This is a genomic window from Tunturiibacter empetritectus, assembly GCF_013410875.1.
Taxonomy (GTDB): Bacteria; Acidobacteriota; Terriglobia; order Terriglobales; family Acidobacteriaceae; genus Edaphobacter; species Edaphobacter empetritectus.
This window is the reverse complement of record NZ_JACCCU010000001.1, coordinates 1,163,008-1,185,960: the sequence shown is the minus strand read 5'-3', so window position 1 is coordinate 1,185,960 and position 22,953 is coordinate 1,163,008. Positions and strand designations below refer to the sequence as shown.

The following is a 22,953-nucleotide window of genomic DNA, read 5'->3' as shown; positions in this document are numbered from 1 at the left end:
AGGTTTCATGGCTTCCTCTACCTTCCCAATTCCGTACGCTGATAGTGCGAAGGCCGCGAGCGTTCCCTGGTATATCTGGTGCGGCGCGCTTGCCGTCACCTCCTCCTCGATCGGCGGAGCGTGGGACGTCTCCTGGCATCGCTCCATCGGCCGGGACAGCTTCTGGACTCCAGCACACATGGCTATCTACGCCTGCGGAGTTCTGGCCGCGATCATTTGCGGCTATCTCATGTTGGTCAATACGTTCGGGCGCTCTTCACGAGGGAGCGCAGCCTCAGTGAATGTTCTCGGCTTTCGCGCCCCTCTTGGCGCCTTCATCGCCGCCTGGGGTGGTATCGCGATGATCACTTCGGCCCCGTTCGACAACTGGTGGCACGCCGCGTACGGCCTTGATGTCAAAATCGTCAGCCCACCCCACACGCTGCTGATTCTCGGCATTCGTTGCGTCGCAATCGGCATACTTTTTCTGATTCTCGCCGCAATGAATCGAGCCTCCGCTGAAGAATCGAGCGAGCGCACCTTCAAAACTCTCCAGCGTCTCTTTCTGTATGTCGGCGGACTATTCATAGGCGGCCAGATGTTTTTCCTGATGGAATACACCTGGGACGTGAAGCTTCACTCGGTAAGTCCTTACGTCGCGATGGGAATCGCTCTCCCAGTTATCTTCGCAATGCTCTCGCAGGCGTCGCGGTACAAATGGGCCGCGACCTCAACCGCCGCTGTGTACATGATCGTCGCTATCTGTGAGATTCTCATCTTGCCTCTCTTCCCGGCGCAACCGAAGCTCGGACCTGTTTTCTATCCAGTCACGCACATGGTTCCTGCGAAGTTCCCTATCCTGATCGTTGTTCCTGCACTCGCACTTGATCTCCTCTGGCAACGCACCCGCGAATGGAAGCCCTGGATGGTCGCTCTGGTCTCCGGCTTCTTATTCATCGCGGTCCTCATGGTTGTTGAATGGCCGTTCGCAAACTTCCTGCTATCCAAAGCATCGGAAAACCGGTTATTCGGCACCGGCTACTTCGACTACAACTCCCGTCCCAATGGCGTCGACCGGATGCGCATCTTCTTCGAGCCTGACCATGGCACCGTCCTATTTGGCGGTCTGCTGCGCGCTGCTGTCTACGGTTCCATCGGAACCTGGATCGGACTGAGCTTCGGTCGCTGGATGCGGAGCGTGCAAAGGTGAGCCCTTTGTCCAGCCCGGTTCGCCTTCTCCTGCTCTCGATACTTTGTCTCTTTGCCGCTCCTCATTTAGCCCACGCCCACGTCGGCAGTAAGGACGTCTTTGAGCAGATCAACGCCGGCCCTTACAAGCTCTTCGTCACGATTCGTATGCCGACTGTGATACCCGGCGTGGCCTCGGTCGAAGTACGTTCCAGCGGCGCCACCGTCAGAAACATTCACATCACGCCGCTTCCCATCACCGGCGAGGCATCGAAGCATCCTCCAACATCAGACCCGATGACGAGCTCTACTGCTGATCCCGCGTTCTTCACTGGCAGCATCTGGATGATGGCCTCCGGTTCCTGGCAGGTTCGCTTCGAGATTGCAGGAGATGCCGGAGATCAGATCACGTCGGTTCCCGTGCCAGCTGTCGCCATCTCGACTTTGAAGATGCAGCACGGCCTTGGTCTCACACTAGGAATCCTTGGCCTCTTTCTAGTTGTCAGCATGGCGGGTATCGTTGCTGCGGCCGTCCGTGATGCGCGACTTGAGCCCGGCGCATCTCCATCGCCTAGTCGAAGACGAAAAGCCATTCTGGCTACTGTCGGCAGTCTCGCATTCATGGCTCTTCTGATTTGGGGCGGCGCGATCTGGTGGAACGTCGAGGCCGCAACCTATTCCTTGAATGTCTATCACCCCATGTCAGTCGAGACAACGCTTTCTGGCAATCTGCTCAATCTCAAGGTAGTCGCCGACGAGGGCGGCAAAGAGCGAAGCTCGCGCTCCAATAGGGATCTTCTCCTCGATCACGGCCACTTGATGCATCTCTATGCCATCCGTGAGCCTGAGATGGATGAAGTCTTCCACTTGCATCCCGAACTAACAGCACCAGGAGACTTCCGTATTGCATTGCCCTCAATGCCAGCTGGAGATTACAAGCTCTATGGCGACATCGTCCACGCTAATGGCTTCCCTGAAACGTTAGTCTCTGCCATCACCGTTCCTCTGAATATGCCAGGCGGGCCACTTGGTCCCGATGATGCGAATGGCTCTCCTACGCCTCTGAGCCGCGGCGAGCTTGGCAACTCATACAAACTACCCGATGGATACGTGATGGTGTGGGATTGCCCCTCAACCATCAGCGCGAGCACTGCATATGCTTTTCGATTCCATCTGCTGGACGCGAATGGTAGACCCGCTCCGGATGTCCAGCCTTACATGGGCATGGCAGGTCACGCGGCATTTGTTAAGACGGACGGCACCGTCTTTGCTCACACTCATCCTGAAGGGTCCGCTGCGATGGCTGCGCTCATGCTCGCGAACGGTAGGGACGCAAGCGGCCACGGAGATATGAGTATGGACATGAGTACGGACATGAGTACGCACAACGAGCCGCTCTCCAACATCGTCGTGTTCCCGTATGGGTTTCCCTCCCTTGGCCGCTATCGAATCTTCATCCAGATGAAGCACGGCGCGACCATCGAGACCGGAGCCTTCGACGTCATCGTTCCATAAGCGCTCCTCGATCTGCATCCAGCCGCAAACGCTAGAAGTTCAATCGCAACTGGAACTCCGTGCTCCGAGGCCCACCGATGTCTGATGTGCCTGAACCACGCTGGACGCGATTTTGATCATGATCACTAAAACTATTAGGCCCATTTAGCAGGCCGCTCGAATTGCCAGTGGTGGTATTTGCCAAAGTGCCGTTTTGATAGTCTTTGAAGTTCGAGAAGTTAGCGACGTTGTAGAACGCGATGCCGGGCACCAGGGACAGACCCTCCCGTATGCGAGTGAGACGAATCGGATAGGAGAAGTTAACATCGAGGGCACGGTAGGACGCGTTCTCGGGCCCATGAGCCTCCGGCACTGGGACGATAGGCTGCTGTGTCGCTTGGAGAGCAACCAACTGCTGCTGACTAAATAGCCCGGCTGCAACGAGAGCCTGTCCAGCTGGTGTCAACTGACCGGCCTGCGTCGCGTTGTATTGGCTAATCAAATTATTGAGGTTCGTGCCCTTGTACTGGTGCATGAAGTATCCGGGATTCGTTCCGGGTACAAGATCACCGATCGTGCCGTCACCAGTTACGTCGGACTGGAAGATACCAGCCGTTGGACCGCCGCCGGTTCCGCCATTATCAAGATTCAGATCGGTGGCCGCCGCGGAGTAAAAGTGACCGATGATGCCGACCTGTGGTCCATACTTCAGTGTTGCCGAACCGCCAAACGAGATCGCGTGCGTGTGATCCAATCCATTCCGGCCTATATATTGCGTAGGATTGTCCCAGTCATACGACGGCGAAGCAAAGAACTGGTCCCCCACACCTGTGTTGCCGTTGTTGATGGCAGGGTTTGCTGTCGAGACGATGCGGGAAAGTGAGTAGGAGATCTGCAGATTAGAGGACATAATGCCAGGAGCCGGATGGGCCTTCTGCTCACGGAAGACCACCTGCAGCGCATCATAGCCAGATCGCCCGACGGGTAGCAGAAAAAGCCCCTCTCCCAGCAAAGGATTGGCACCGGGAAACACCGCCCCGGTATCGGGGGTGAGTCCGTTGTAGGATGCCGGGTTGGTGTTGTTAAAGGTTCTCCCCGAATCGACACCGTTCCCCGCGAAGTCCAGGATCGAAGCTCCCGCTCCGATGGAGCATGTGATTGCCGCGCTTGTGGATCCGCCAGCGCATCCGAAGCCGTTGGTGGTCGCTGCTATGGCGTGTCGGGCTGCGGCGGGATTGAGATAGCGAGCAGCCCCGACATGATTCACATCAACCTGTTGAACGATCTTAAGGGTTGAGTTATGAATGTAATCGACTGAGAGGATGCCGCCCTTGAAGAGCTCCCGCTGAATACCGCCGTTCCACTGTTCGGAGTACGGCGTACGGTAAGGCGCCCCATAGATGGCAGTAGCCGTCAGTGTATTTCCGACAAATTGACCATTGTTGGCAGGCCCTACAGATGCGGTCACCTTCTGGAAGAGATTCGAAAGATTGAGGAAGTGCTGACCTGCTTGACTGATTGGTTCTGTGCAAAGAGTGGCGATGGAAACGCCGCCATCGCTCGTAACCACGCTTCCATCCGGAAGCGTCAGCGAGTTGGTCCCGCCGCAGATCGTGTGGTTTGCATCGTTGAAGAGACCCTTTTGGAGAAGTGGGCCACGGGAGTTGAGAGTATTGTTGAAGACGTCACTTTCGTAGAAGATTCCGAATGCTGCACGAAGCACTGTCTTGTGGTCGCCAGGGCTGAAAGTGAATCCAAGCTGAGGACCGAAGTTTGCATCCGGCTGGTGAACCTTCTTACCAAGCCCAGGCTGAAACTGATCGAACAGAGGGGCGTTTCCGGAGCACGGTGACAACAGCCCAGGAGCGACATCCGAGCACAGAGGGGTCGCCAGGTCCTGGTTGGCCCGGCCGGTATCCACACTCCAGCGAAGACCGCCTGTAAGCGTGAAGCTGGGACTGATCTTCCAGTTATCCGAGATATAGGCTCCCTGGCGCCAATCAGTGAGGCCGCCACCCGGAAGGTTAAAACCAGGATTCTCCGTGGAAAAGCCCTCTCCGTTGCCAAAACGCACACTGGAAGGGAAGTACCCATTCACGGGATCAGAGGGGCAGGTTCCGGGGGTGCCAGTCCCGCAATTTGCGACCAGATTGCCGGCCAGGAGACTCACACGAGGAGAATCCTGAAAGAAACTGGCGAATCCGCCACCAAGAATACGATTCAGGCTATATCCGTACCGGATCAGATGGGAGCCTCTGGTCCAGGATCCGTCGTAGCGTATTTGTTTATCCGACTGGTAGGTATTCTGAGGAGCATCAACGTTCGGACCGGAGTATAGACCTAACGACGCAAGACGGAAGTTTAGGTTCTGTCCGTTCGCCCCTTGGAATCCGTTATATACGCTGGTGTTTCCCGCAGTGCCGTCGACCAAAAGATTATGAAACTTTTCATAGCTGCCACGGAAAGAGTGAGTGAAGTGTCCCGTCGTGAAGTCCGCGCCACCTGCAAGACCGGGCGTATTGTCGCGGTTGTTGTAGATCTCATAGCCCGCACCAAAGTTTGAGCTGGACTTGTTGACATCATAGTTCGCACGAACAAAGTAGTGCACGCTCAAGGGTCCGTTGTAGTCCAGGCGAACTGTCGAATACGTTTCACGATAAGGAGAAGGAATGGTAGGGTGCGCCTGCTGAATCGCAAGGAAGATTGGGGCCATAGTGATCGAAACGGGAGACTCCTGCTTGATGCGCTCCGCATTTCCGAAGAAGAACAGCTTGTTCTTAATAATCGGTCCGCCGACGCTTCCACCGTACTGGTTACGCTGGAAGGGAGTATCAATCCCTCCAGCAGTGTTCGCAAACAGCGCCCGGTGATCTTGGAAGTTATAGAAGGCCTGCCCGTGAATCGAGTTGGTTCCGGAGTTTGTCGATACCAACACCTGGCCGGTAGACGTCACGTCACCCGAGACATCCTGCGTCGAGCGGTTCAACTGAAAGTCGCCGATCGCACCTTGAGAGACGTTGAAGATCGTAGTTCCAACATTCTCATCCGTGATGTCCTGACCGTCGAGAAGGATACGCGTGGTGCGGCCCGAAACGCCGCTCGTCGAAATCGCGGAGTAGCCGGCCTTCGTCGGGTCAAACGACTCGCCACTCTGCAGGATGACCCCCGGTTCGATCTGCGCAAGATCGAGAAAATTGCGACCGTTGACCGGCAGCGAGTCTATCTGATCCTTCGTGATGACGTCACTAACCCCCGCCTGATCCGTGTTGATCTGAAGCGCTCCGGCGTTAACCTCTACCGTCTCGGTTGAGGAGCCGATCGCGAGCTTGAAATTTCCATTCGTCGCCGTTCCCGTCCGAACTACAGTCTTCACCGTAAGCTTCTCAAACCCAGCAGCACTTACCGTGACCGTATAAGGTCCGGGAGTCAAAGGCCCCAGGCTATAGAAACCACTGCTATCAGACTTCAGAGTCTTCGAGGAATTGGTGTCATTGCTGAGAATAAAAATTGTCGCATCGGGCACAATCGCTCCGGTGCTATCTGTGATAGTTCCTTGGATTGATCCACCGTTAACCGAGATCGCCTGCCCCGCTCCCATCACCGCAGTGGCAAAAAACAGTACTAGCAACCCACATAGTGTCTTCATGATTCGTCTCCTGTGCCTCGCAAAAATAATCAAAAAAAGGCGATACCGCGACGCATCACCGCGGATCGACAAACTAAATTTCGGCCGGCCTTTCGCAAATTCAACGGCAATTTACGCGGTCGTTTTTAGATAGGCATGTGTTCCATCACGTCCACTACGAAGGAATGTCGTTGACCGGACGGATACAGCCCCTACCGGACGCACTCTTCGCTCACGCACGAAAGATCTTTAATCCGAGATGGAATGGATCGTCATCACGCCTGGGATATCTATGCTGCAACGCTATGAGGGTGAGATTTGTTCAAGATGTACTGACATGTTGTGGAATCTTTTCGAAGAACTGCGAACCATATAATCTTCCTTCTAGATTCGGAATATTTGACGATACAGGTTCGCATTCGAAAATGTAGAAAGTCAGATTTGAAACACCCTTTAAGCCATAAACTACTTTGAAAATAATTGACTCGATACTTCGTACGACTGACTTTAGGGGAACGCGGTGGGATCTGCTATGGCCGCCTCTAAAAAGTTTTCCATAGCCACTCTTCCAATCTTCGCAATCAATAATTCAAGAAGCTCGCGAAGTGCGATGCGCCTCTCCGCGAGCTATATTTTTTTGTAGCAACCGCCATTCACCTAAGCGCATGCCTCAGAAAAAACTTGGACTGCCTCGGACGCTCAATGGCGCTTGCAAACTTTTGAGCAGCGATCTCCGATGCTGCTACATCAGAGTTAAGTGATCGACTACTCAGCTGCTTGAGTGGATCTAAATTTCGTTCATTGGTATTCGCTTGAGTTAAAAGCGGTAGCCGATGGAGAACTGTAGCTGACGGCCTGCGAGGGCTGCGGTGGGGTGCTCGAAGAGTGAGGAGCTTAGCGAGCCGATGTAGTTGGTGTAGTTGGTGCGGTTGAGGACGTTGAAGGCGGAGATGCCGGCGGAGAGAAATTTGGCTTTGTCTCCTTTTTCTTTGGTGAGGCGGAAGTCGTGGTTGTAGAGGAGGTCGAGCGAGGCGACGCCGCCGGCCTGGAGGGTGTTGCGTCCGACGCCCGGGGGGCGGGCGTTGCCGAGGCCGGTGTGGAAGTCATCGTTGCCGGTGGTTTCGGTGTAGGGCGTGCCGGTGTAGAGGGTGGCGATGACGCCGAGCGAAAGCCAGTGGTCGGGGTTGATGTTGCCTACGAGGTTGAAGCGCTGGCGGCGGTCGAGATCGGCGCGGCCCCATTCGTTATTTGGGTCGTACTGGTTTTGCGGAAAGGCGTTGATGCCTCCGGTGTTGTTGTCGTAGCGGGAGAGGGTGTATTGGGCCTGACCGGAGAACCAGCGTCCGGCCTGCCCGCGGAAGGAGAGGTCGAGTGCGTTGAGGAGACCGCGGCTGCCGGATTCGATCTGCTGGATCTGGCCGTAGTTGAGATTGGGGCGCGGGTAGTTGGCGGAGAGGTTGGGGTCGGGCGGGAGGATGGGGGCGTTGGCGTCGCGGGAGCGGAAGGACTTTACGCCGACCTGTCCGCGATAGGCTGCGGTGACGGTGACGGTCTTGTGGATCTGGCGTTCGACGCCGAAGCTGTACTGGATGGCGTAGGGTGTGCGGATGTTGGGGGCGAAGCGAACGAGGTTGGTGGGGATGGTGTTGTAGTCGAAGTTGGGCGGGAGGGGGTAGGTGGGGTTCTGGATCTGGATGGAGTGGAGGACGACGCCGTTGTGGAGGACGACGGTGGCGGGATTGTCGCCGCCGGTGCGATCGTAGAAGATGCCGGTGCCGGTGCGGAAGATGGTCTTGCCTTTTCCGGGGGCATAGGCGAGCGAGATGCGCGGGGAGAGGTTGTTGTAGTCGTGCAGGAAGGTCTGCCAGTCGTAGCGGAGGCCGAGTGAGGCCTGGAGATGCAGAGTGAGCTTGACCTGATCCTGGATGAAGGAGCCGAGTTCATTGATCCAATAGAGGCCGCGGCCGATGCCCTGCTGCGCGGTGAAGACGTAGGGGGTGTTTGCGGCGTAGTTGTCGAGGGAGGCGAATTTGGCGGTGCCGAGGCGGTTGGTGTGGTCGTCGACGGCGCGGCGGCTGAACTGGGGGAGTTGAACGCCGATGCGGAGGTAGTGCTTGCCGTGGCTCCAGGTGAGGATTTCGTTGAGGTGGATGGTGTTTTCGGTGCGTGCGATGTCGGCCTGCGCGCCGCCGCCGATGAAGGAGCCGCTGACCTGGACCGCGGGGGCATTTGTAACTGATTTGGTGACGTCTTCGTCCTTCTCGAAGGTGATGAGGAGCTGGTTGATGAGATTGGGAGAGAGGATGAGGCGGTCGTTGAAGATGACGTCGTCTTCGCGGGAGTTGAGGTTGTAGCCGGCCTCAGGGAGGGTGATGCCGCCGACTCCGGCGTTGGTGCTGGAGAAGCTTTCGAAGTTGTAGCCGATGGCGAGGCGATGGTTGGGGGAGTAGTCGTGGGTGAAGCGCATGGAGTACTGCGAGTTGCGGTTGGGGGTGAGGACGTTTTCGCTTATGGTGCCGTTGGGGCCGATGGCGTTGACGACGGAGGCGGTGTTCTGCTGGCGGTAGGAGGCGGAGGCTATGAAGCTGGTGTGTCCACCGTGTCCGACGGGGCCGCCGAGGTGGCCTTCGTAGATGCGGCGGGCCTCTGGCGGGCGGACTGGAGAGAAGTAATTTTTTGCGTTGAAGATGGCGTCGCGAAAGATGAAGTTGGCCTCGCCGTGGAAGATGGGGGAGCCGGGTTTGGTGGTGATCTCGATGCGGCCGCGGCCGGGGCGGGTGAACTCTGCGGAGTAGGGGTCGTTGTTGATGCGGACCTCCTGGATGGCGGAGGCAGAGACGCCGACGGACTTCATCTCGACGCCGTCGACGATGATGGTGGCGCCGCCGGAGGAGCCTGCGGAGGAGTCGAGGAAGGGGGTGAGGGTGGCGACGATGTCCTGATCGAAGACGGGGAGTTTGCGGAGGTCGTCGCCGGAGACTGCGACGGTGTCTTTGTTGGCGGAGGGGTCGGTGGAGAGGGACTGGTCGGTGTCGCCGACGTTGACCTCCTGATTGATGGACTGGGTGAAGAGGGTGATCTTGAGGTTGGCGATGCTGGTGGTGAGGTGGAGCGGGGCCGCGTGGGCAGCGAAGCCGGAGTAGGCGGGGACGCTGAGAGAGTAGTTGCCGGGAGAGAGATTGCTGAGGAGGAAGTTTCCGCGGTCGTCGGATGCGGATTGGGCGGCGAGGGTGCCGGTGGTAGTTTCGAGCTGCACTGCGGCTCCGGGGATGGCTGCGCCGGTGGGGTCGAGGATGGAGCCACGGACAGAGAGCAGGGTCTGCGCCAAGGAAGAGCAGGAGAGCGTGAGCAGAAGAAAAAGCAGCAGGTGACGCGGCGCCATCTCTCCATGTTAGTCAGTCAAGCTTAAGGATTGCTGAATGGGTTTCTTGAGGTGAGTCGCGGGCTGCCGAGCTTCTCTTAAGGTCCACTTAATGCCAGATTTGTAAGCTCTTCTTCATGGCAGATGCCAGCTGCTCCCTTTATCGAATCAACCGGGCTCTTCTCTTTTTCGTACTGAGTGTTGGGCTGCGCGGATTGGCTGGCACTAGCTTGCGGGCGCAGAGCAACGAAAGTCTTGAGAGTGTGGTGAGGTCGGTTGTCAGCGCGGAGCGAGAGGCTGCCTCGCAGAGACCGCCTTTTCTCTACACTTCGATTGAGACCTCCGACCGGACGAAGGGCCATGTGTGGACAGAGCGTGTCGCGGATATCTGGGAGGGGAGGCTGCGGTACCTGATTGCGGAGGATGGTCATCCGCTCTCTGCCAGCCGGCGTGCAGAGGAGATTGCACGAATCAGGGCGATTGCAGCTGACCTGACTTCCCTTCGAAACAGCAGACAGGACCAGCAGAGCGACGAGAACCGCGCGCGGCAGATGATTTATCTGCTGCCTCGAGCTTTCGTGTTCGAGGACGGCGGCCGCGAGGGGGATTGGGTTCGCATCAACTACAAGCCCAACCCGAACTACGTACCGCAGACCTTCGAGGAGCGGGCGCTCCATGGCATGAAGGGAACGCTGATCGCTGACAGCCGATCCCGGAGGCTGCATCAACTCAGCGGCGCGCTCGACGATGACGTTTCATTTGGATACGGTTTGCTGGGCACCATTCATCGAGGGACGAACTTTACGACGACGCGCGATCTTGTTGGGCCGAATGTCTGGAAGACTACTGTGCTGGACGTAAAGATCGATGGACGGATCGCAATTTTTAAAACGATAGGACGGCAGCAACACTCCATCCATCGAGACTTTCACGCGCTGCCTGTGGACATCTCGCTTCCGCAGGCGGTCGCACTGCTGGTGCAGTGAGGAGTTTGAGGTGATTCAGGATTTCGGCGTTACTCAGGGTGGGCGAGCTGCTTTCCGTGGGACCGACCTGAACTTCGCCTTTGTGGTGTCCCTTCAGGGTTGCGGCTTCGTAAGCGACGAGAGTGCCCTGTTTGGTTATGGATTCCACCTTGGTGATGTCTGTGCCTGCTGCTTTTTTTCGCAGAGCTGCCTGAACGTCGGGAGGGAGAGAGTCTATGGCAACTTCTTCTTCGATTTCGTTCAGGGTTCCATCCTTTGCGATATGGATGTCTTTGGTGTGGCCGTCCACGATCATCTCGGCTTCGTAGACGGTCTTTCCGTCTTCCCGCTCGGTGACAAATCGTTTGATGGTGGCTCCCTGGGATTGGGCTTGGACGGTCTTCTCAACGGCGGGTGGTAGCTGCGACCGGGTCAAGGTCTTCTCCTGTCCCAACCCGATGAAGGGTTGGAAGCGTTGCGATAGTCTTTGTATTGAAGTGGGTCTTCGACGCACAACCTCTTTGCGATTCGAGCGTCTTAATGCTCAGTTAAGTTTCAGAGTTCATCATGGAGTATGAAGTTACGGAGCATGGATTTGCGAAAACTCCCCTTGTGCTCCCTGGCGTTTTTTGCCAGTATCTGCACAGCCCAGAGCTTTACCGTTCCTGCAGGTACACCCTTCCCGGTCCAGATTGAAGATCATCTCCCTATGCGGGTGGGCCAGGCGATAAACGCAGAGTTGATCTACCCGATCTACGTCGACAACACGGAGGTTCTTACGGCCGGGACGGTTGTCTCCGGTACGGTGGTGGGTCTGCGCGCGAACCACTCGCGGCGCGTTACGGCACGCCTGCGGGGAGACTTCACACCGTTTCGAACTCCTGTGGTTCGTTTTACGGGCGTCACGCTGGCGGATGGGACGACGGTTCCTCTTGTGACCGGTGTCGCGACCGATGGCGCACCGATCTATCGGCTGGTTGCGCCGCCGCCACGTCAGGGGGGCTTTGTGCATCAGCAGTGGGACAACGGTAAACAGATTTTGAAGGACAAGCTTGCGATTGTGACTGGCCCCGATAAGCGCGATCGCCTGACGCAGTTTCTTTATACGCAGCTTCCGTATCACCCACAGCGGATTGAGAAGAAGACGGCCTGGACGGTTGAAAGCTCCGAGCCACTATCTCTTTCGCAGACGGCTGTCGAGACGGTGGCCAAGGAGCAGCCTGTTGCGGCGACGCCTGCGCCGGCAGAGACGGACAGCAGGACGTGGATCATCCAGGCTTATCTTGGCGGAGGGCTGAGCTCGGCTACGTCGAAGTCCGGTGAGGCAATCGAGGCGACGGTGGCCGAGCCTATCTACAACCCGGACCACACGATCGCCGTGCCCGAGGGGGCTACCATCGTGGGAGCGGTGACGGAGGCCAAGCCTGCCCGCAGCTTTGGCCGTGGCGGAACGCTGCACTTCGACTTTCGGCAGCTGATTCTTCCCAGCGGGGTGACGCAGAATGTTCAGGCGTCGCTGACGGGAGCCGATTCTGCTGCGCCGGACAAGCTTGCGCTCGACTCAGAGGGCCAGGTGAAGCCAAAGCCGCAGGATAAACTTCTGGTTCCCTTCACGCTGCTGGTGCTTGCTGCGCGGCCGCTTGATGTGGACAAGGGTGAGGGAGCGGGCGGCGGGTTCGGCAAGAATGCAGTTGCCTCCAATAGTCTTGGCGCTATCGGTTTTATTGTCGGAACTGCTTTGCAGCAGCGAAATGTGGCGGCAGGACTCGGCTACTATGGCGCGGCGATTTCGATCTATGAGCGGTGGATCAAGCGTGGGCGGGACGTTACGTTCGCTCGCGATACCCGGCTGGTGCTTCAGACTACGCCGCGCAACTCGACGATGTTGCCGTCGCCGAAGTTGTGAGTTGCAGCGAGTCGGCGAGTTAGCCAGTTAGCGATTCGCCGGCGGGGTTCGGTGTTGGGTTCGGTTTTATTCATGGGTGCTTTCGCGAGGGTTGGGAGGAATGTGTAGTTTTTAGGTGTGTGCGGGATCGGGAGAATGCGGTTCGCGCGTGGCGCGAATACCCCACCCTATCGCGCTGAGACTGCGAAAGGATGGGGCACCCGAATTCATCACACCCCGATTCATCACCACCCGGATTCGTCACCACCTGGATCATCACACCCGGATCATCGTTGGCTGCTGTAGGGATAGATGTCTAGTTGACGGAGATGTTTTAGTTGACGAAGTTCATTCGCTGGAGGAGGAGGTTTTGGAACTTCGGGTTGCTTCTTAGATTGTCGAATCGGGGATCGACGTCGAGGAAGACCATGCTGTTGGAGCGGTCGGCGTAGGCTTTCTCGAGCCACTCCATGGTGTGATTTTCGTCTTTCAACCCTGCGTAGACCAGGGCTACGTAGAAAGGAGAGACGTAGCCAGTCGCCGACTCGGACTGGAGCTTCTCGAGAGTCTTGTGGGCTTCGGTGGCTCTGCCTGCAACGGCGTAGACGTGTCCGAGAGCAGCGATGACCGGGGGACTCTGGTGTGACATGATCGCGGTCTTCTCCAGCTCGGCGATAGCCTTCCCATAGTCTCCCTTCTGCTCGTAGGTCTGTCCGAGGACGATGTGGGGAAGGACGAAGGATGGATCCATCTCGATGGCATCGTTGAGCTGTATGAGAGCTCGATCGTACTCACGCGCCATGTAGAGTCGCCATCCGAGGCTGAAGTTCATGCTGACGGAGAGGGGGTCGAGGGACCGGGCGCGCTCCATCTCCTGCAGGCTTTCGTTGCTACGGCCCATGGCGGTGAGGTAGAGGGAGTAGCGTTGATGGGCGGTCGCGTAGTTGGGGTTCAGCTCGATAGCCCTGCGGAAGCCTCTTTCGGCGGCCTTCCAGTCCCACTTATAGTTGAACTGAACGGTGGCGAGGGCGGTCTGGGTCTCGGCGAGAGAGGCATCGAGCTCGACGGCCTTCATGGCAGCGGCTTCAGCCTTCGGGGCAACGTCAATCGTGGGAACAGTGCCTACGATGGCTGCGCCTAGAATGCCGTAGCAATCTGCGAGACCGGCGTAGGCGAGGGCGTACTGCGGGTCTTTGACGATGGCCGATTGAAAGTAGTCGATGGCTTTGAGGAGATCTTCCCTGGAGCGCTTGTTCCAGTAGAACAGTCCTTTGAGGAAGTCCTCGTAGGCATCGGGCTTGACGAGACGCCTGCTGGCTAAGCGGCTTTTATCCTGCGAGGTGAGTTGAATGCGGATCTGCTCTACGATCGCCGACGCGACGCGGTTTTGCAGGGTGAGCACGTCATCGAGCGGGCTCTCGTAGGTGTCGGCCCAAAGATGCCTGTCGGTGGAGACTTGAATGAGCTCTGCGGTGATCCTGACGCGATCGCCGGAGCGAAGAACGGTGCCTTCGACGACTGCATCGACGCCGAGGTCACGCGCGATCTTTCCGAGCGACTCGTGGGAGTCTTTGTACTCCATCGCTGTGGTTCGAGAGAGGACGCGGATGGAGCTGATTCTTGCCAGGCTTGCGATGAGCTCGTCGGTCATGCCGTCGGCGAAGTACTCCTGGCTCTTGTCGCCGGAGAGATTTTCCATGGGCAGTACGACCAGAGAGGTGATGGGCTTCGCTGAGGCGCTCGAAAAGATGCCGTTGGAACGGAGTCTGAAGAAGATCGACGAGACGATGGCTGTCAACAGAACCAGAACCACGACAAAGATCAACGCATGAAACAAGGAGATCTGAAGGTTTTTTTTGATCCAGGCGGCAGGGGCGGTGGTTTCGTCACTTGCGATGGGATAGACGACTTTCGATTCGTTTGCTGGCGGGAGAGTTGCGTGATTGCCCTCCGGAGCGGCGAGGGAGTCGGTTGCGGTCTCGGATCTGAGCAGCTCGGGCCTGACCAGGTGGACCGGGGCGACGAACCGGTATCCCTTGCGCGGCACGGTTTCGATGAAGCGGGGATTCTCGGAGGAGTCGCCGAGGACTTCTCTGAGCCGCATCATGGCGGTGTTGAGGCTGTGGTCGAAGTCGACAAAGGTGTCTGGTTGCCAGAGTCGATGACGCAGCTCTTCGCGGGTTACGATCTCGCCGGGCCGCTCGATGAGCACTCGTAAGATATGCAGCGGCTGATCCTGAAGCTTGATGCGCAGGCCCTTCTTTCGAAGCTCGCAGGCTTCAAGGTCGACCTCGAAGAGGCCAAATCGGACGATGCGGAAGGGTGCTTCGACTTGCTCCGAGATCATGAGAGATAAGCCCGCGTTGGTGAAGACTTGACGATAGCGTCGAACTATAAGCCCCTGTTCTGTGTCGTGTCAATTAGAAACGCGCGGGCTGAGGGCTGTTACCCTGCGCTGAAACTTATTCAATCCAAAGGAGTAGCAGCGTTATCTCCAAATGTTTCGCAACTGATACGCAAGCTATTGCCTGCGTGGGGACGAAGGCTCAATATTCGTGCACTTGCAGAGTTACTAAACTGTGCCACGAGCACAGAAATTTACTTCTCAATGAGGCAGTTGGAGGCGTTATGACGTTTGGAATCGACTTCAGAAAGTTTGGGTCACGTTTGCTGGTGGGCGCGTTGGGTGCACTGATCGCGTGTGGAGTATTTGCGAAGTCGGCAGCGGGACAGGTATCGGGGGCGACACTTTCGGGGGAGATCTCTGACAACTCGGGCGCTGTGGTGCCGGGAGCGCTGGTGACAGCGCAGAATAGTTCGAATGGGGCGAGCCGATCCGCGACGACCAACGATGCCGGGTTCTATGTGATTCCGAATCTTCTTCCAGGGGACTATACCGTGAAGGTCGAGGCGAACGGCTTCAGCACGGTTCTGCAAAAGGGGCTGGTGCTGACCGTAGGCGCACAACAGACCTACGATGGCAAGCTGTCGGTCGGCAAGATCTCGCAGACGGTGGTTGTGACGACGATTCCGCCGTCGATTCAATCCTCGTCGTCCGGGCTGAGTGCGACGGTGGATTCGAGGACAGTGCGGGAGCTGCCGCTGAACGGCCGGGACTGGACCTCGCTGGCGACGCTGGAGCCTGGAGTTGTCAGCATTCCGAATCAGGCGACTACCGGCTTTAGCGCGAACAAGGGAAACCGTGGGTTTGGTAATCAGTTGAGCGATGGCGGGCATCGCGCCAACGAGAATACCTACCGGGTGAACGGCATGGTGACCAATGACTACTCGAATGCGGCACCGGGCGGGGCGACGGGAGTGAATCTTGGCGTTGATGCGATCGGCGAGTTCTCGGTGCTGACCGCGAACTATACGGCGGAGTATGGGCGTACCTCTGGCGCGGTTATTAATGCGATCACGAAGTCTGGTACGAACGAGATTCATGGGACGGCGTACTTCTTCGATCGCGATAGCATCTTCGATGCACGCAACTACTTTGATGGTCCCAAGATTCCCTCGTTCCGCCGGCTACAGTTTGGCGGTTCCGCGGGCGCGCCCATCGTCAAAGACCATAGTTTCATCTTCGTGGACTACGAGGGGATTCGGCAGAGCCAGTCGAGCTCGGGCACGATCCATGTCCCGGACGCTGCCTCGAGAGCAGCCGCGGTGCCTGCGATTGTTCCGTACCTTGCGTTGTGGCCGGTGGCTCCTGCGGGCGCGCCTGACTTGAACGGGATTCAATCGCTCAATGTGTCGACGCCTACGCATGCGTCGGAGAACTATGTCATCACCCGCTTCGATCAGAAGATCTCTAATCGTGACAATCTTGATGCGACTTATTTCTTCGATTCGGGGCCGCAGACGCAGGCTGATCCGCTTAATAATGCGGTGCACAGTGTCTTCTCCCGGAGGCAGCTCTATACCGCGGAGGAGACTCACGTCTTCAACCCTTCGTTCGCCAACACGGTGCGAGGCGGCGTCAGCCGGATTATCGGTAAGATCAATACGCCTGTCTCCGGCAACGCTGTAGCGACGGACGCTGCGCTTGCGATTGCGCCGGGGTCGAAGGCGCCGCCGCAGCTGCCGGTCGCCGGCCTTACGACGGCTTACGGGCTGAATGGATTTAATAAGTTCAACCACGCGTGGACTTCAGGTCAGATCTATGACGACGCGTTCCTGACGAAGGGCACTCACTCGATCAAGCTGGGCTTCGGGTTTGAGCGGATGCGGTACAACGTGCTCGAACAGCTTAGCCCGAATGGAAGGATGAACACGTATTCCACGCTGGCGAAGTTTTTGAGCAACCAGGCGGATCAGCTGAATGCGCTTGCTCCGGGTGGATCGACCGAGGTGGGTCTGCGTGAGAGTCTTTTTGCTGGCTATGTTCAGGACGACTGGACTGTAAGCAAGAACTTCACTCTGAATCTGGGACTGCGCTACGAGGCGACGACCAAACCCACCGATGCGAATAAGGTACCCGGTTACACGGTGAATGGTTATACGGTGGCGTCCGCGGGCTTCCAGGAGATTACGACGCTGGTCAACTGCGGTGCCAGCAGCACGGCGTGCGGACCGGTGGGCGTGGACAGTCCCATCTCGTCGAACCCGACGACCAAGAACTTTGAGCCGCGCGTGGGATTTTCGTGGGATCCGTTTCGCACCGGAAAGACAGCGGTGCGTGGAGCCTTCGGAATGTTCGACGTGCTCCCTCTGCCTTATGAGTTTGGGTTGAATACGGCCGCGACCGCTCCCTTCCAGATTATTGGCGCCGATCCGAACGCAACGCTGGGGACTGGTGTGATCGACGGCAATGTCAACTTCAACCAGCAAAAGATTCGAAATCGTTACATTGACATTCATCCAAAGCGCGCAGCCGTTTATAACTGGAACGTCAATGTCCAACAAGACCTGGGGCAGGGGTTCATGATGACCCTCGGCTATGTGGGCTCTCGCTCGCTCCACCTGTCAGCGGCAGCGGACGATGTCAACCTTGTACCAGGGACCGTGGTGAGCGGGGTCGGCATCGTCTTCCCCTGTGACCCGTCTTCTCTAGGCGCAGGAGGTACTTGCTCCAGCAGTCAGACGGGCACGCGGGTCGACTCCAACTGGGGCGGCGGCGCTGGGATTCGTCCTGTGTTGTTCGATGGGGCAGCTAGTTATGAGGCATTTCAATCTCAACTGAAGAAGGCGGCCGATCACGGCATCCAGGGGCAGTTGTCTTACACGTTCAGCAAATGCCGCGACCTTAGCTCCGCTCCGGTTACGGGTGACACCTATTTGAATTCGATCGCTGTTCCTCTTCTGTCTTTCAAGCAGGCGAGGGTTGGGGCTTGCGACTTCGACATCAGACAGGTGTTGACTGGCAACTTCATCTGGGAGATTCCAGCGCCGAACTTCTCTTCTTCTTTTGCAAACTTCGCAGTCCACGGGTGGGAGATTGGAAGCATCGTTACGGCTGAGACGGGCGCACCTTTCACGGTAACCGTAGGAGGAGGAAATGACCCGCTCGGAACGGGCTTCAACGGCGACTACTCCATGGACTTTGCGGATGTGCTTCCCGGTTGCAAGCCAACCGGCGGAAAGGGATTGGCCTACATCAATAACAACTGCTTTACGCCACCGACGGCGCCGTTATCGCTTGGAGTTGCGACTGCTGCGAATCCTCTGGGATGTGCGCCTAACTCCTTCCTCAACTATTCCGGACCTGCGGCTCCTTCGGGGCGTCAATTCTGCTCTAACGTTGTCGGCAACTCGGGGCGCAACAGCTTCTATGGTCCGCATCTGACGACTGTCGATTTTTCTCTCTTCAAGAACACCAAGGTGCCGCGAATATCGGACGCCTTCAACGTGCAGTTCCGGGCGGAGTTCTTCAACATACTCAACCACACGAACTACCTCTCTCCCGGCTTCTTGAACACCTTCGGGCAAAACAACTCTGTCTACGACTTTGATGGAAGCTCTCTTCCCACGGCTCTCAATCAAACCTCTTCTAGCTCCCGGCAGATTCAACTTGGAGCGAAGTTTGTCTTCTAACCCTAAGCGCGATGGCGGACACGAGACGCCGTCGCGCTTTTCTCTTCGATGGTTTTCTCCCCATCCTCTGTTCCGAGTAGAAAACGCAGTTTTAGCATAGAAGTCTGCTGGGGTACTGCAGACGCCGGCAACATCCATGCCAGCGAGGGCCTTGCATGCATATTGAAGACGAGTTGACCTATTCGCAAGAGGAGCAAAGCACGCCCGGCTGGCAGTTCGCGGTGGCCTCCGGCCTGCTTGGTTGGGTGCTGGACGCCTTCGACTTTTTTGTCATTGTCTTTCTGTTCGACACTCTGGCGAGCCACTTTCAGGTGGAGAAGAGAGCCATTGTCTTTACGATTTCGATCACGCTGGCGATGCGTCCGGTGGGCGCGCTGATCTTTGGAGCACTGGCTGACCGGTTTGGACGCAGGAAGCCGCTGATGCTGTGCGTCGTCTACTTTTCGATTGTCACGGTTCTGAGCGGATTCTCTCCTAACTACGGATTCTTTGTCGCGATGCGAGCTCTGTATGGGATTGGCATGGGCGGTTACTGGGGCATCGGGGCTTCGTTCGCGATGGAGAATGCGCCGAGAAAGCTGCGGGGTCTTCTCTCCGGCATGATGCAGGGAGGCTATCCGTTCGGATATCTTCTGGCGGCAGTGGGGATGTTGACGATAATGCCGCACCTGGGCTGGCACGCGATGTTTCTGGTGGGGACGTTGATGGCGGCGGTGATCGTTGTGCTGACACTGCTGTCGCCGGAGTCTGAGGCGTGGAAGCTGCACCGCATGGGCTCGGTCACAACGATCTTCAAGACACTCTTTCAGCACATGGGGAGTTTCTCGTATCTCCTGCTGGTGATGGTTGTGATGTCGTGCCTGTCGCATGGAACGCAGGATCTCTATCCCGACTTTCTGAAGAGCATTCCTTCCATCGGGAGCTCGCTGGTGCTGGGCATGAAGCCGCTCTATGGGATTCCGATTATCTACAACATCGGAGCTATCACGGGAGCGGTCTTCTTTGGGTATCTCTCGGAACGCGTAGGCAGGCGGCGTGCAATTATGATCGCGCTGGTTGTCAGCCTTGCGGCGATTCCGGCTTGGGCGTTTGGCGGGACGGTCCTGGTGCTGGTGGTTGGATCGTATCTGATGCAGACCGGAGTGCAGGGAGCCTTTGGGGTGATTCCGGCACACCTGAACGAACTCTCTCCGGATTCGGTGCGCAGCCTGTTCCCTGGCTTTGTGTATCAGCTTGGGGTGTTGATCGCGTCGCCGGCGGTGTCGATCGAGTTTCTCCTGCGCGATCACCTGGGGTATCCTCTAGCACTTACGATCTTTGAAGTTTTAGTGATTGTGATGCTGCTGTTTATCTTTGCTCTAGGACCGGAGAGACGTGGAAGAAGCTTCCGCGCCAAAGCCGGTTGATCGGCCTGTACGCTGTCGAAAAATCACTTGCCGAGGGACAGCTTCAGGCTGTCTTAAGCTTTATGTGTTGAGATCTATTCATGCGTGTCCTACTGGTTGAAGACGAGATTCGCCTGGCTGAAAACGTGGCGCATGCTCTGCGCGATGGGCCGGGCTTCGCGGTGGACCATGCGGAGGATGGGCAGACGGGGCTGGATCTGGCTGAGAATGCCTGTTACGACCTGATCATTCTCGATCTAATGCTGCCGGGGCTGGATGGCATGACGGTGCTTCGCCGGCTTCGCGAACGAGGCGATAGCACTGCAGTACTGATTCTGACGGCGCGCAGCGAACGGTCTTCAATTATTCAACTGCTGAACAGCGGAGCGGATGATTATTTGAGCAAACCCTTCGACCTGGGAGAGGTGATTGCGCGGGCAAAGGCGCTGATTCGCCGGGGCAAAGGGATGGCGAGTCCTGCGCTGCGGCTGGGCGATCTGGAGCTGCACACCGGGGACCAGAGCGTCTTTCGTGCGGGCAACCCGATTGTGCTCTCTCCCATGGAGTATCGGATTCTCGAGTACCTGATGCATCGGCCGCGCGCAATCGTCTCCAAGCGAGAGCTGTTGGAGCATATGTACGACTTCAACTGGGTGCATCACTCCAATGTGATTGAGGCGCATGTTTCGAATTTGAGACGGAAGCTTGGAGAGGGGTCAAATCCGCCCACAATTGAGAATCTGCGCAATCGGGGTTATCGGCTTGTGCTGGAGTATGGCAGCTTCAAGGACGCCGGGGACGAATCGGCATGAAGGCCTACTCGCTGAGGCGCGGGGAGCGTGTTTGTGGTTTAACTGGGCGGTAGAATCCAGTTTTTTCTGCGCGAGGATATTTTGCGATTTTCCTAGGGGTTTTGGAGAAATCGGGTGTTTTGACGTGGTGTTTTGGTGGTGAAGCTGTGGTGTTTTGCGTGGTGGATGTGGTGTTTTAGCAGTCACTATTTCGGGCGCTAAAATTGTGACACGGATTTGAGATTTATTTGGGGCTTCCCACTTCGGGGGAGGTTTCGGTGAGTTTTGGTATGGTAGTGCGACCGGGCCCAGAACACAGTTTGTGTCTTTGGAGGCGTTCATGGAGAAGGTCGATGTGGTCAATGCCGTTACTTCCGCGCCGGGGCTGCCGGCCAGTCCTTTTGGAGCCACCGGGTCACCCTCGGTCGCAGTGCCAGCCGGGGGGCACCTGGTCGTCGAGACGCTGAGTCTCCAATTGGATGTGACTCCACCGGGGAGCAAACTTGAGGCCTTCGTGAACTACATCTGCGGGGGCGTGAGTGTCACTTTGTTTGTTCCGCTGACCTTTGCGTACGCCCAGAGTTCCAATGGCTATGACTTTTATGTCGCTCTGCAGGCGGTCCGCCTGTACGCCGATCCGGGGACAACGATCTCTGTAACGGCGACCAGTCCGCCGGGTAGCTCAACGGGTACGCTGTTTGTAACGGTGTCGGGCTATCTGGCCTAGCCCAAGTGCTCTACAGATCATTTCAAAAATGAAATGAAAACTTTCACACGCTTTGTGGATGCCTGAAAGGCAGGCGATCTATACGGCAAATGCCCACCCCTGCGCCTCGGTGGCAGGGATGGGCATTCCTTGTTTGAGCTGAATCACTCTACAACTTCCCTACAGCTTCTTTTTCAGGTCGTAAGCCATGTTCTTGTGGGCGGCTACGGCTGTCTTTCCTTTGATGACCGCGGCGCGAAATTTCACGTCTTTGGTGTCTTTTGCTTCGGAGGTAAAGGCGCTTAGCGCTTTTGAGTGATCGGTCACCATCTGGCTCATGTACTCCTTATCGAAGTCATTCCCAGAGAGACCATTGAGCTTATCGAGTTCTTTCTGGTGGTCAGCATCGGGGCCGCTCGGAGGTGTAAGGCCCCACGAATCGGCGAAGGGTTTCATACTTTCGGTCATGTTCGTGTGTTCTTTGACCATCTTGCCGGCGAATGCTTTTACCGCGGGATTTGTGCCCTTCTGGTCCGCCAGCTGGCTGAGAGCGATCTCATTCTGGTCGGACTGCGCGGCGGTCGCGAGGAACTTCTTGTCGTCGTCTGTTGCGGCTTTGGCTTTGGCTGGAATAAGAGTTGCCGCAAGGCCCAGCGTCGCACAACAGATCCACTGCGTGGTGTTTTTCATCGGTTCTCCATGTTGCGGCTTAGCCGCGAGATTCGTTCACGGTGTGAGAGGCCGTTTCAGGCTTCGACGTTGTATATAGATGCGCCGTGGCAAGACGGGACCTTGATGTGTTCAACAAAAATTTTGTGACTCTTTCAGTAACTCATTTCTCTGCAACACTGGCGTTAGCGACTACTAACTTCTCGATGGTGGCAGGATGAAGTTAGCGGATGAGCTTTAGCATGAGTTGCTCGTGAACGAGCTTTTGCGATACGAGCTGACCGCTGGGCCCCATGGTCAGGACTACGACCCAATCGTAGACGTCATCGGGCCAGCGGCCATTGGGGAGGAGTTTATCCGGCGATGCTCCGAAGGCGGTGAGGAGGGCGGGCATGTCGCCGTGACGCCAAGAGATGAGCGGGCAGTGGCCGTGCGGATGAGATCTGAGTTCGGCGACGAGGGCGGCGGAGTCCTTTGAGCTGATGGAGGAGTTGATGGGGAGGTTGGTAGCTTTGCTGAGCGGCTCGAGGGTTAGCCTGGGGCGGATGCTGCTTTTGGAGTCGGCTCCGGCGTAGAGGCTATCGACTTCGATGGGCGGCTGCTGATCCTGAAAGGGCTGGAAGTATTTGATGTAGAGGCGAGCGCGCTCTTCACCCTGGGCGGATAGACCGTTGCCGGTCTCGGGCTTCTCCGAGTGACGGATGATGAGGACCGTGTTGTTGGCGAGATGGTCCTGGAGATGGTCCTGGGGCTGCTGCACCGGCGCCGGCTGGAAGGAGACAGAGCTGAGAGCAGAGATCGCGAGGAGAACTACCGAGAGAGAACGCATGGGAAGTCCTTTTGAACTGCTTCCATTTTATGGCGAGCGAAAG

At 57.1% G+C, this 22,953-nt stretch carries 14 protein-coding genes; 9 read left to right on the top strand and 5 right to left on the bottom strand.

What is annotated here, in order from left to right; genetic code table 11:
• The first annotated feature begins 7 nt into the window (after positions 1-7).
• Together HDF08_RS04940 and HDF08_RS04935 are read left to right on the top strand one after the other, a co-directional pair.
• Positions 8-1,189 (top strand): hypothetical protein, encoded by a 1,182-nt coding sequence (locus tag HDF08_RS04940; protein ID WP_257030873.1) that lies wholly within the window; start codon positions 8-10, stop codon positions 1,187-1,189.
• Positions 1,186-2,682 (top strand): hypothetical protein, encoded by a 1,497-nt coding sequence (locus HDF08_RS04935; protein ID WP_353068479.1) that lies wholly within the window; start codon positions 1,186-1,188, stop codon positions 2,680-2,682. Before HDF08_RS04940 ends, HDF08_RS04935 begins: the two co-directional genes overlap by 4 nt.
• 31 nt (positions 2,683-2,713) lie before the next feature.
• Here HDF08_RS04935 and HDF08_RS04930 read toward each other — a convergent pair whose 3' ends face one another.
• Together HDF08_RS04930 and HDF08_RS04925 are read right to left on the bottom strand one after the other, a co-directional pair.
• Positions 2,714-6,307, bottom strand: a complete 3,594-nt coding sequence (locus HDF08_RS04930; RefSeq protein WP_179637451.1) for a TonB-dependent receptor — start codon at positions 6,305-6,307, stop codon at positions 2,714-2,716.
• 796 nt (positions 6,308-7,103) lie between these two features.
• Entirely contained in the window at positions 7,104-9,668 is a 2,565-nt protein-coding gene (locus tag HDF08_RS04925; RefSeq protein ID WP_179637450.1) for a TonB-dependent receptor, read from the bottom strand.
• Between the two features lie 116 nt (positions 9,669-9,784).
• Between HDF08_RS04925 and HDF08_RS04920 the strand changes: the two genes are divergently transcribed.
• The 3 genes from HDF08_RS04920 to HDF08_RS04910 all read left to right on the top strand — a co-directional run bounded on the left by HDF08_RS04920 (position 9,785) and on the right by HDF08_RS04910 (position 12,518).
• Entirely contained in the window at positions 9,785-10,633 is an 849-nt protein-coding gene (locus tag HDF08_RS04920; protein ID WP_179637449.1) for a hypothetical protein, read from the top strand.
• A gap of 10 nt (positions 10,634-10,643) precedes the next feature.
• Complete coding sequence (locus HDF08_RS04915; protein WP_179637448.1) at positions 10,644-11,033, top strand: hypothetical protein; 390 nt, start codon at positions 10,644-10,646, stop codon at positions 11,031-11,033.
• Between the two features lie 168 nt (positions 11,034-11,201).
• The gene (locus tag HDF08_RS04910; protein WP_179637447.1) at positions 11,202-12,518 is read left to right on the top strand and encodes a hypothetical protein; all 1,317 of its coding nucleotides are present in this window, start codon (positions 11,202-11,204) and stop codon (positions 12,516-12,518) included.
• 313 nt (positions 12,519-12,831) lie between these two features.
• Here the strand turns inward: HDF08_RS04910 and HDF08_RS04905 are convergent, their stop codons facing one another.
• The gene (locus HDF08_RS04905) at positions 12,832-14,844 is read right to left on the bottom strand and encodes a winged helix-turn-helix domain-containing protein (protein WP_179637446.1); all 2,013 of its coding nucleotides are present in this window, start codon (positions 14,842-14,844) and stop codon (positions 12,832-12,834) included.
• Between the two features lie 281 nt (positions 14,845-15,125).
• On the opposite strand from HDF08_RS04905, the gene HDF08_RS04900 reads away from it, so the two are divergent.
• The 4 genes from HDF08_RS04900 (at position 15,126) to HDF08_RS04885 (ending at position 21,433) form a co-directional block, all read left to right on the top strand.
• Positions 15,126-18,530, top strand: coding sequence for a TonB-dependent receptor (locus tag HDF08_RS04900; protein ID WP_179637445.1), 3,405 nt, complete (start codon positions 15,126-15,128; stop codon positions 18,528-18,530).
• 155 nt (positions 18,531-18,685) lie between these two features.
• The gene (locus HDF08_RS04895; RefSeq protein WP_179637444.1) at positions 18,686-19,936 is read left to right on the top strand and encodes an MFS transporter; all 1,251 of its coding nucleotides are present in this window, start codon (positions 18,686-18,688) and stop codon (positions 19,934-19,936) included.
• Positions 19,937-20,016: 80 nt separating this feature from the next.
• Positions 20,017-20,727, top strand: coding sequence for a response regulator transcription factor (locus HDF08_RS04890; protein WP_179637443.1), 711 nt, complete (start codon positions 20,017-20,019; stop codon positions 20,725-20,727).
• Between the two features lie 319 nt (positions 20,728-21,046).
• Positions 21,047-21,433, top strand: coding sequence for a hypothetical protein (locus HDF08_RS04885; protein WP_179637442.1), 387 nt, complete (start codon positions 21,047-21,049; stop codon positions 21,431-21,433).
• Positions 21,434-21,592: 159 nt separating this feature from the next.
• Here HDF08_RS04885 and HDF08_RS04880 read toward each other — a convergent pair whose 3' ends face one another.
• Entirely contained in the window at positions 21,593-22,102 is a 510-nt protein-coding gene (locus HDF08_RS04880) for a DUF4142 domain-containing protein (protein WP_179637441.1), read from the bottom strand.
• A 202-nt stretch (positions 22,103-22,304) separates the two neighbouring features.
• Positions 22,305-22,910, bottom strand: a complete 606-nt coding sequence (locus tag HDF08_RS04875) for a hypothetical protein (protein ID WP_218884494.1) — start codon at positions 22,908-22,910, stop codon at positions 22,305-22,307.
• Positions 22,911-22,953: the final 43 nt, after the last annotated feature.

What these genes read in the sequence shown, in the direction of transcription:
- HDF08_RS04900 (WP_179637445.1), top strand. Translation starts at nt 15,126, where the DNA reads ATGACGTTTGGAATCGACTTCAGAAAGTTTGGGTCACGTTTGCTGGTG.
- HDF08_RS04885 (WP_179637442.1), top strand. Translation starts at nt 21,047, where the DNA reads ATGGAGAAGGTCGATGTGGTCAATGCCGTTACTTCCGCGCCGGGGCTG.
- HDF08_RS04895 (WP_179637444.1), top strand. Translation starts at nt 18,686, where the DNA reads ATGCATATTGAAGACGAGTTGACCTATTCGCAAGAGGAGCAAAGCACG.
- HDF08_RS04940 (WP_257030873.1), top strand. Translation starts at nt 8, where the DNA reads ATGGCTTCCTCTACCTTCCCAATTCCGTACGCTGATAGTGCGAAGGCC.
- HDF08_RS04910 (WP_179637447.1), top strand. Translation starts at nt 11,202, where the DNA reads ATGGATTTGCGAAAACTCCCCTTGTGCTCCCTGGCGTTTTTTGCCAGT.
- HDF08_RS04930 (WP_179637451.1), bottom strand. Translation starts at nt 6,307, where the DNA reads ATGAAGACACTATGTGGGTTGCTAGTACTGTTTTTTGCCACTGCGGTG.
- HDF08_RS04905 (WP_179637446.1), bottom strand. Translation starts at nt 14,844, where the DNA reads ATGATCTCGGAGCAAGTCGAAGCACCCTTCCGCATCGTCCGATTTGGC.
- HDF08_RS04890 (WP_179637443.1), top strand. Translation starts at nt 20,017, where the DNA reads ATGCGTGTCCTACTGGTTGAAGACGAGATTCGCCTGGCTGAAAACGTG.
- HDF08_RS04875 (WP_218884494.1), bottom strand. Translation starts at nt 22,910, where the DNA reads ATGCGTTCTCTCTCGGTAGTTCTCCTCGCGATCTCTGCTCTCAGCTCT.
- HDF08_RS04925 (WP_179637450.1), bottom strand. Translation starts at nt 9,668, where the DNA reads ATGGCGCCGCGTCACCTGCTGCTTTTTCTTCTGCTCACGCTCTCCTGC.
- HDF08_RS04920 (WP_179637449.1), top strand. Translation starts at nt 9,785, where the DNA reads ATGGCAGATGCCAGCTGCTCCCTTTATCGAATCAACCGGGCTCTTCTC.
- HDF08_RS04880 (WP_179637441.1), bottom strand. Translation starts at nt 22,102, where the DNA reads ATGAAAAACACCACGCAGTGGATCTGTTGTGCGACGCTGGGCCTTGCG.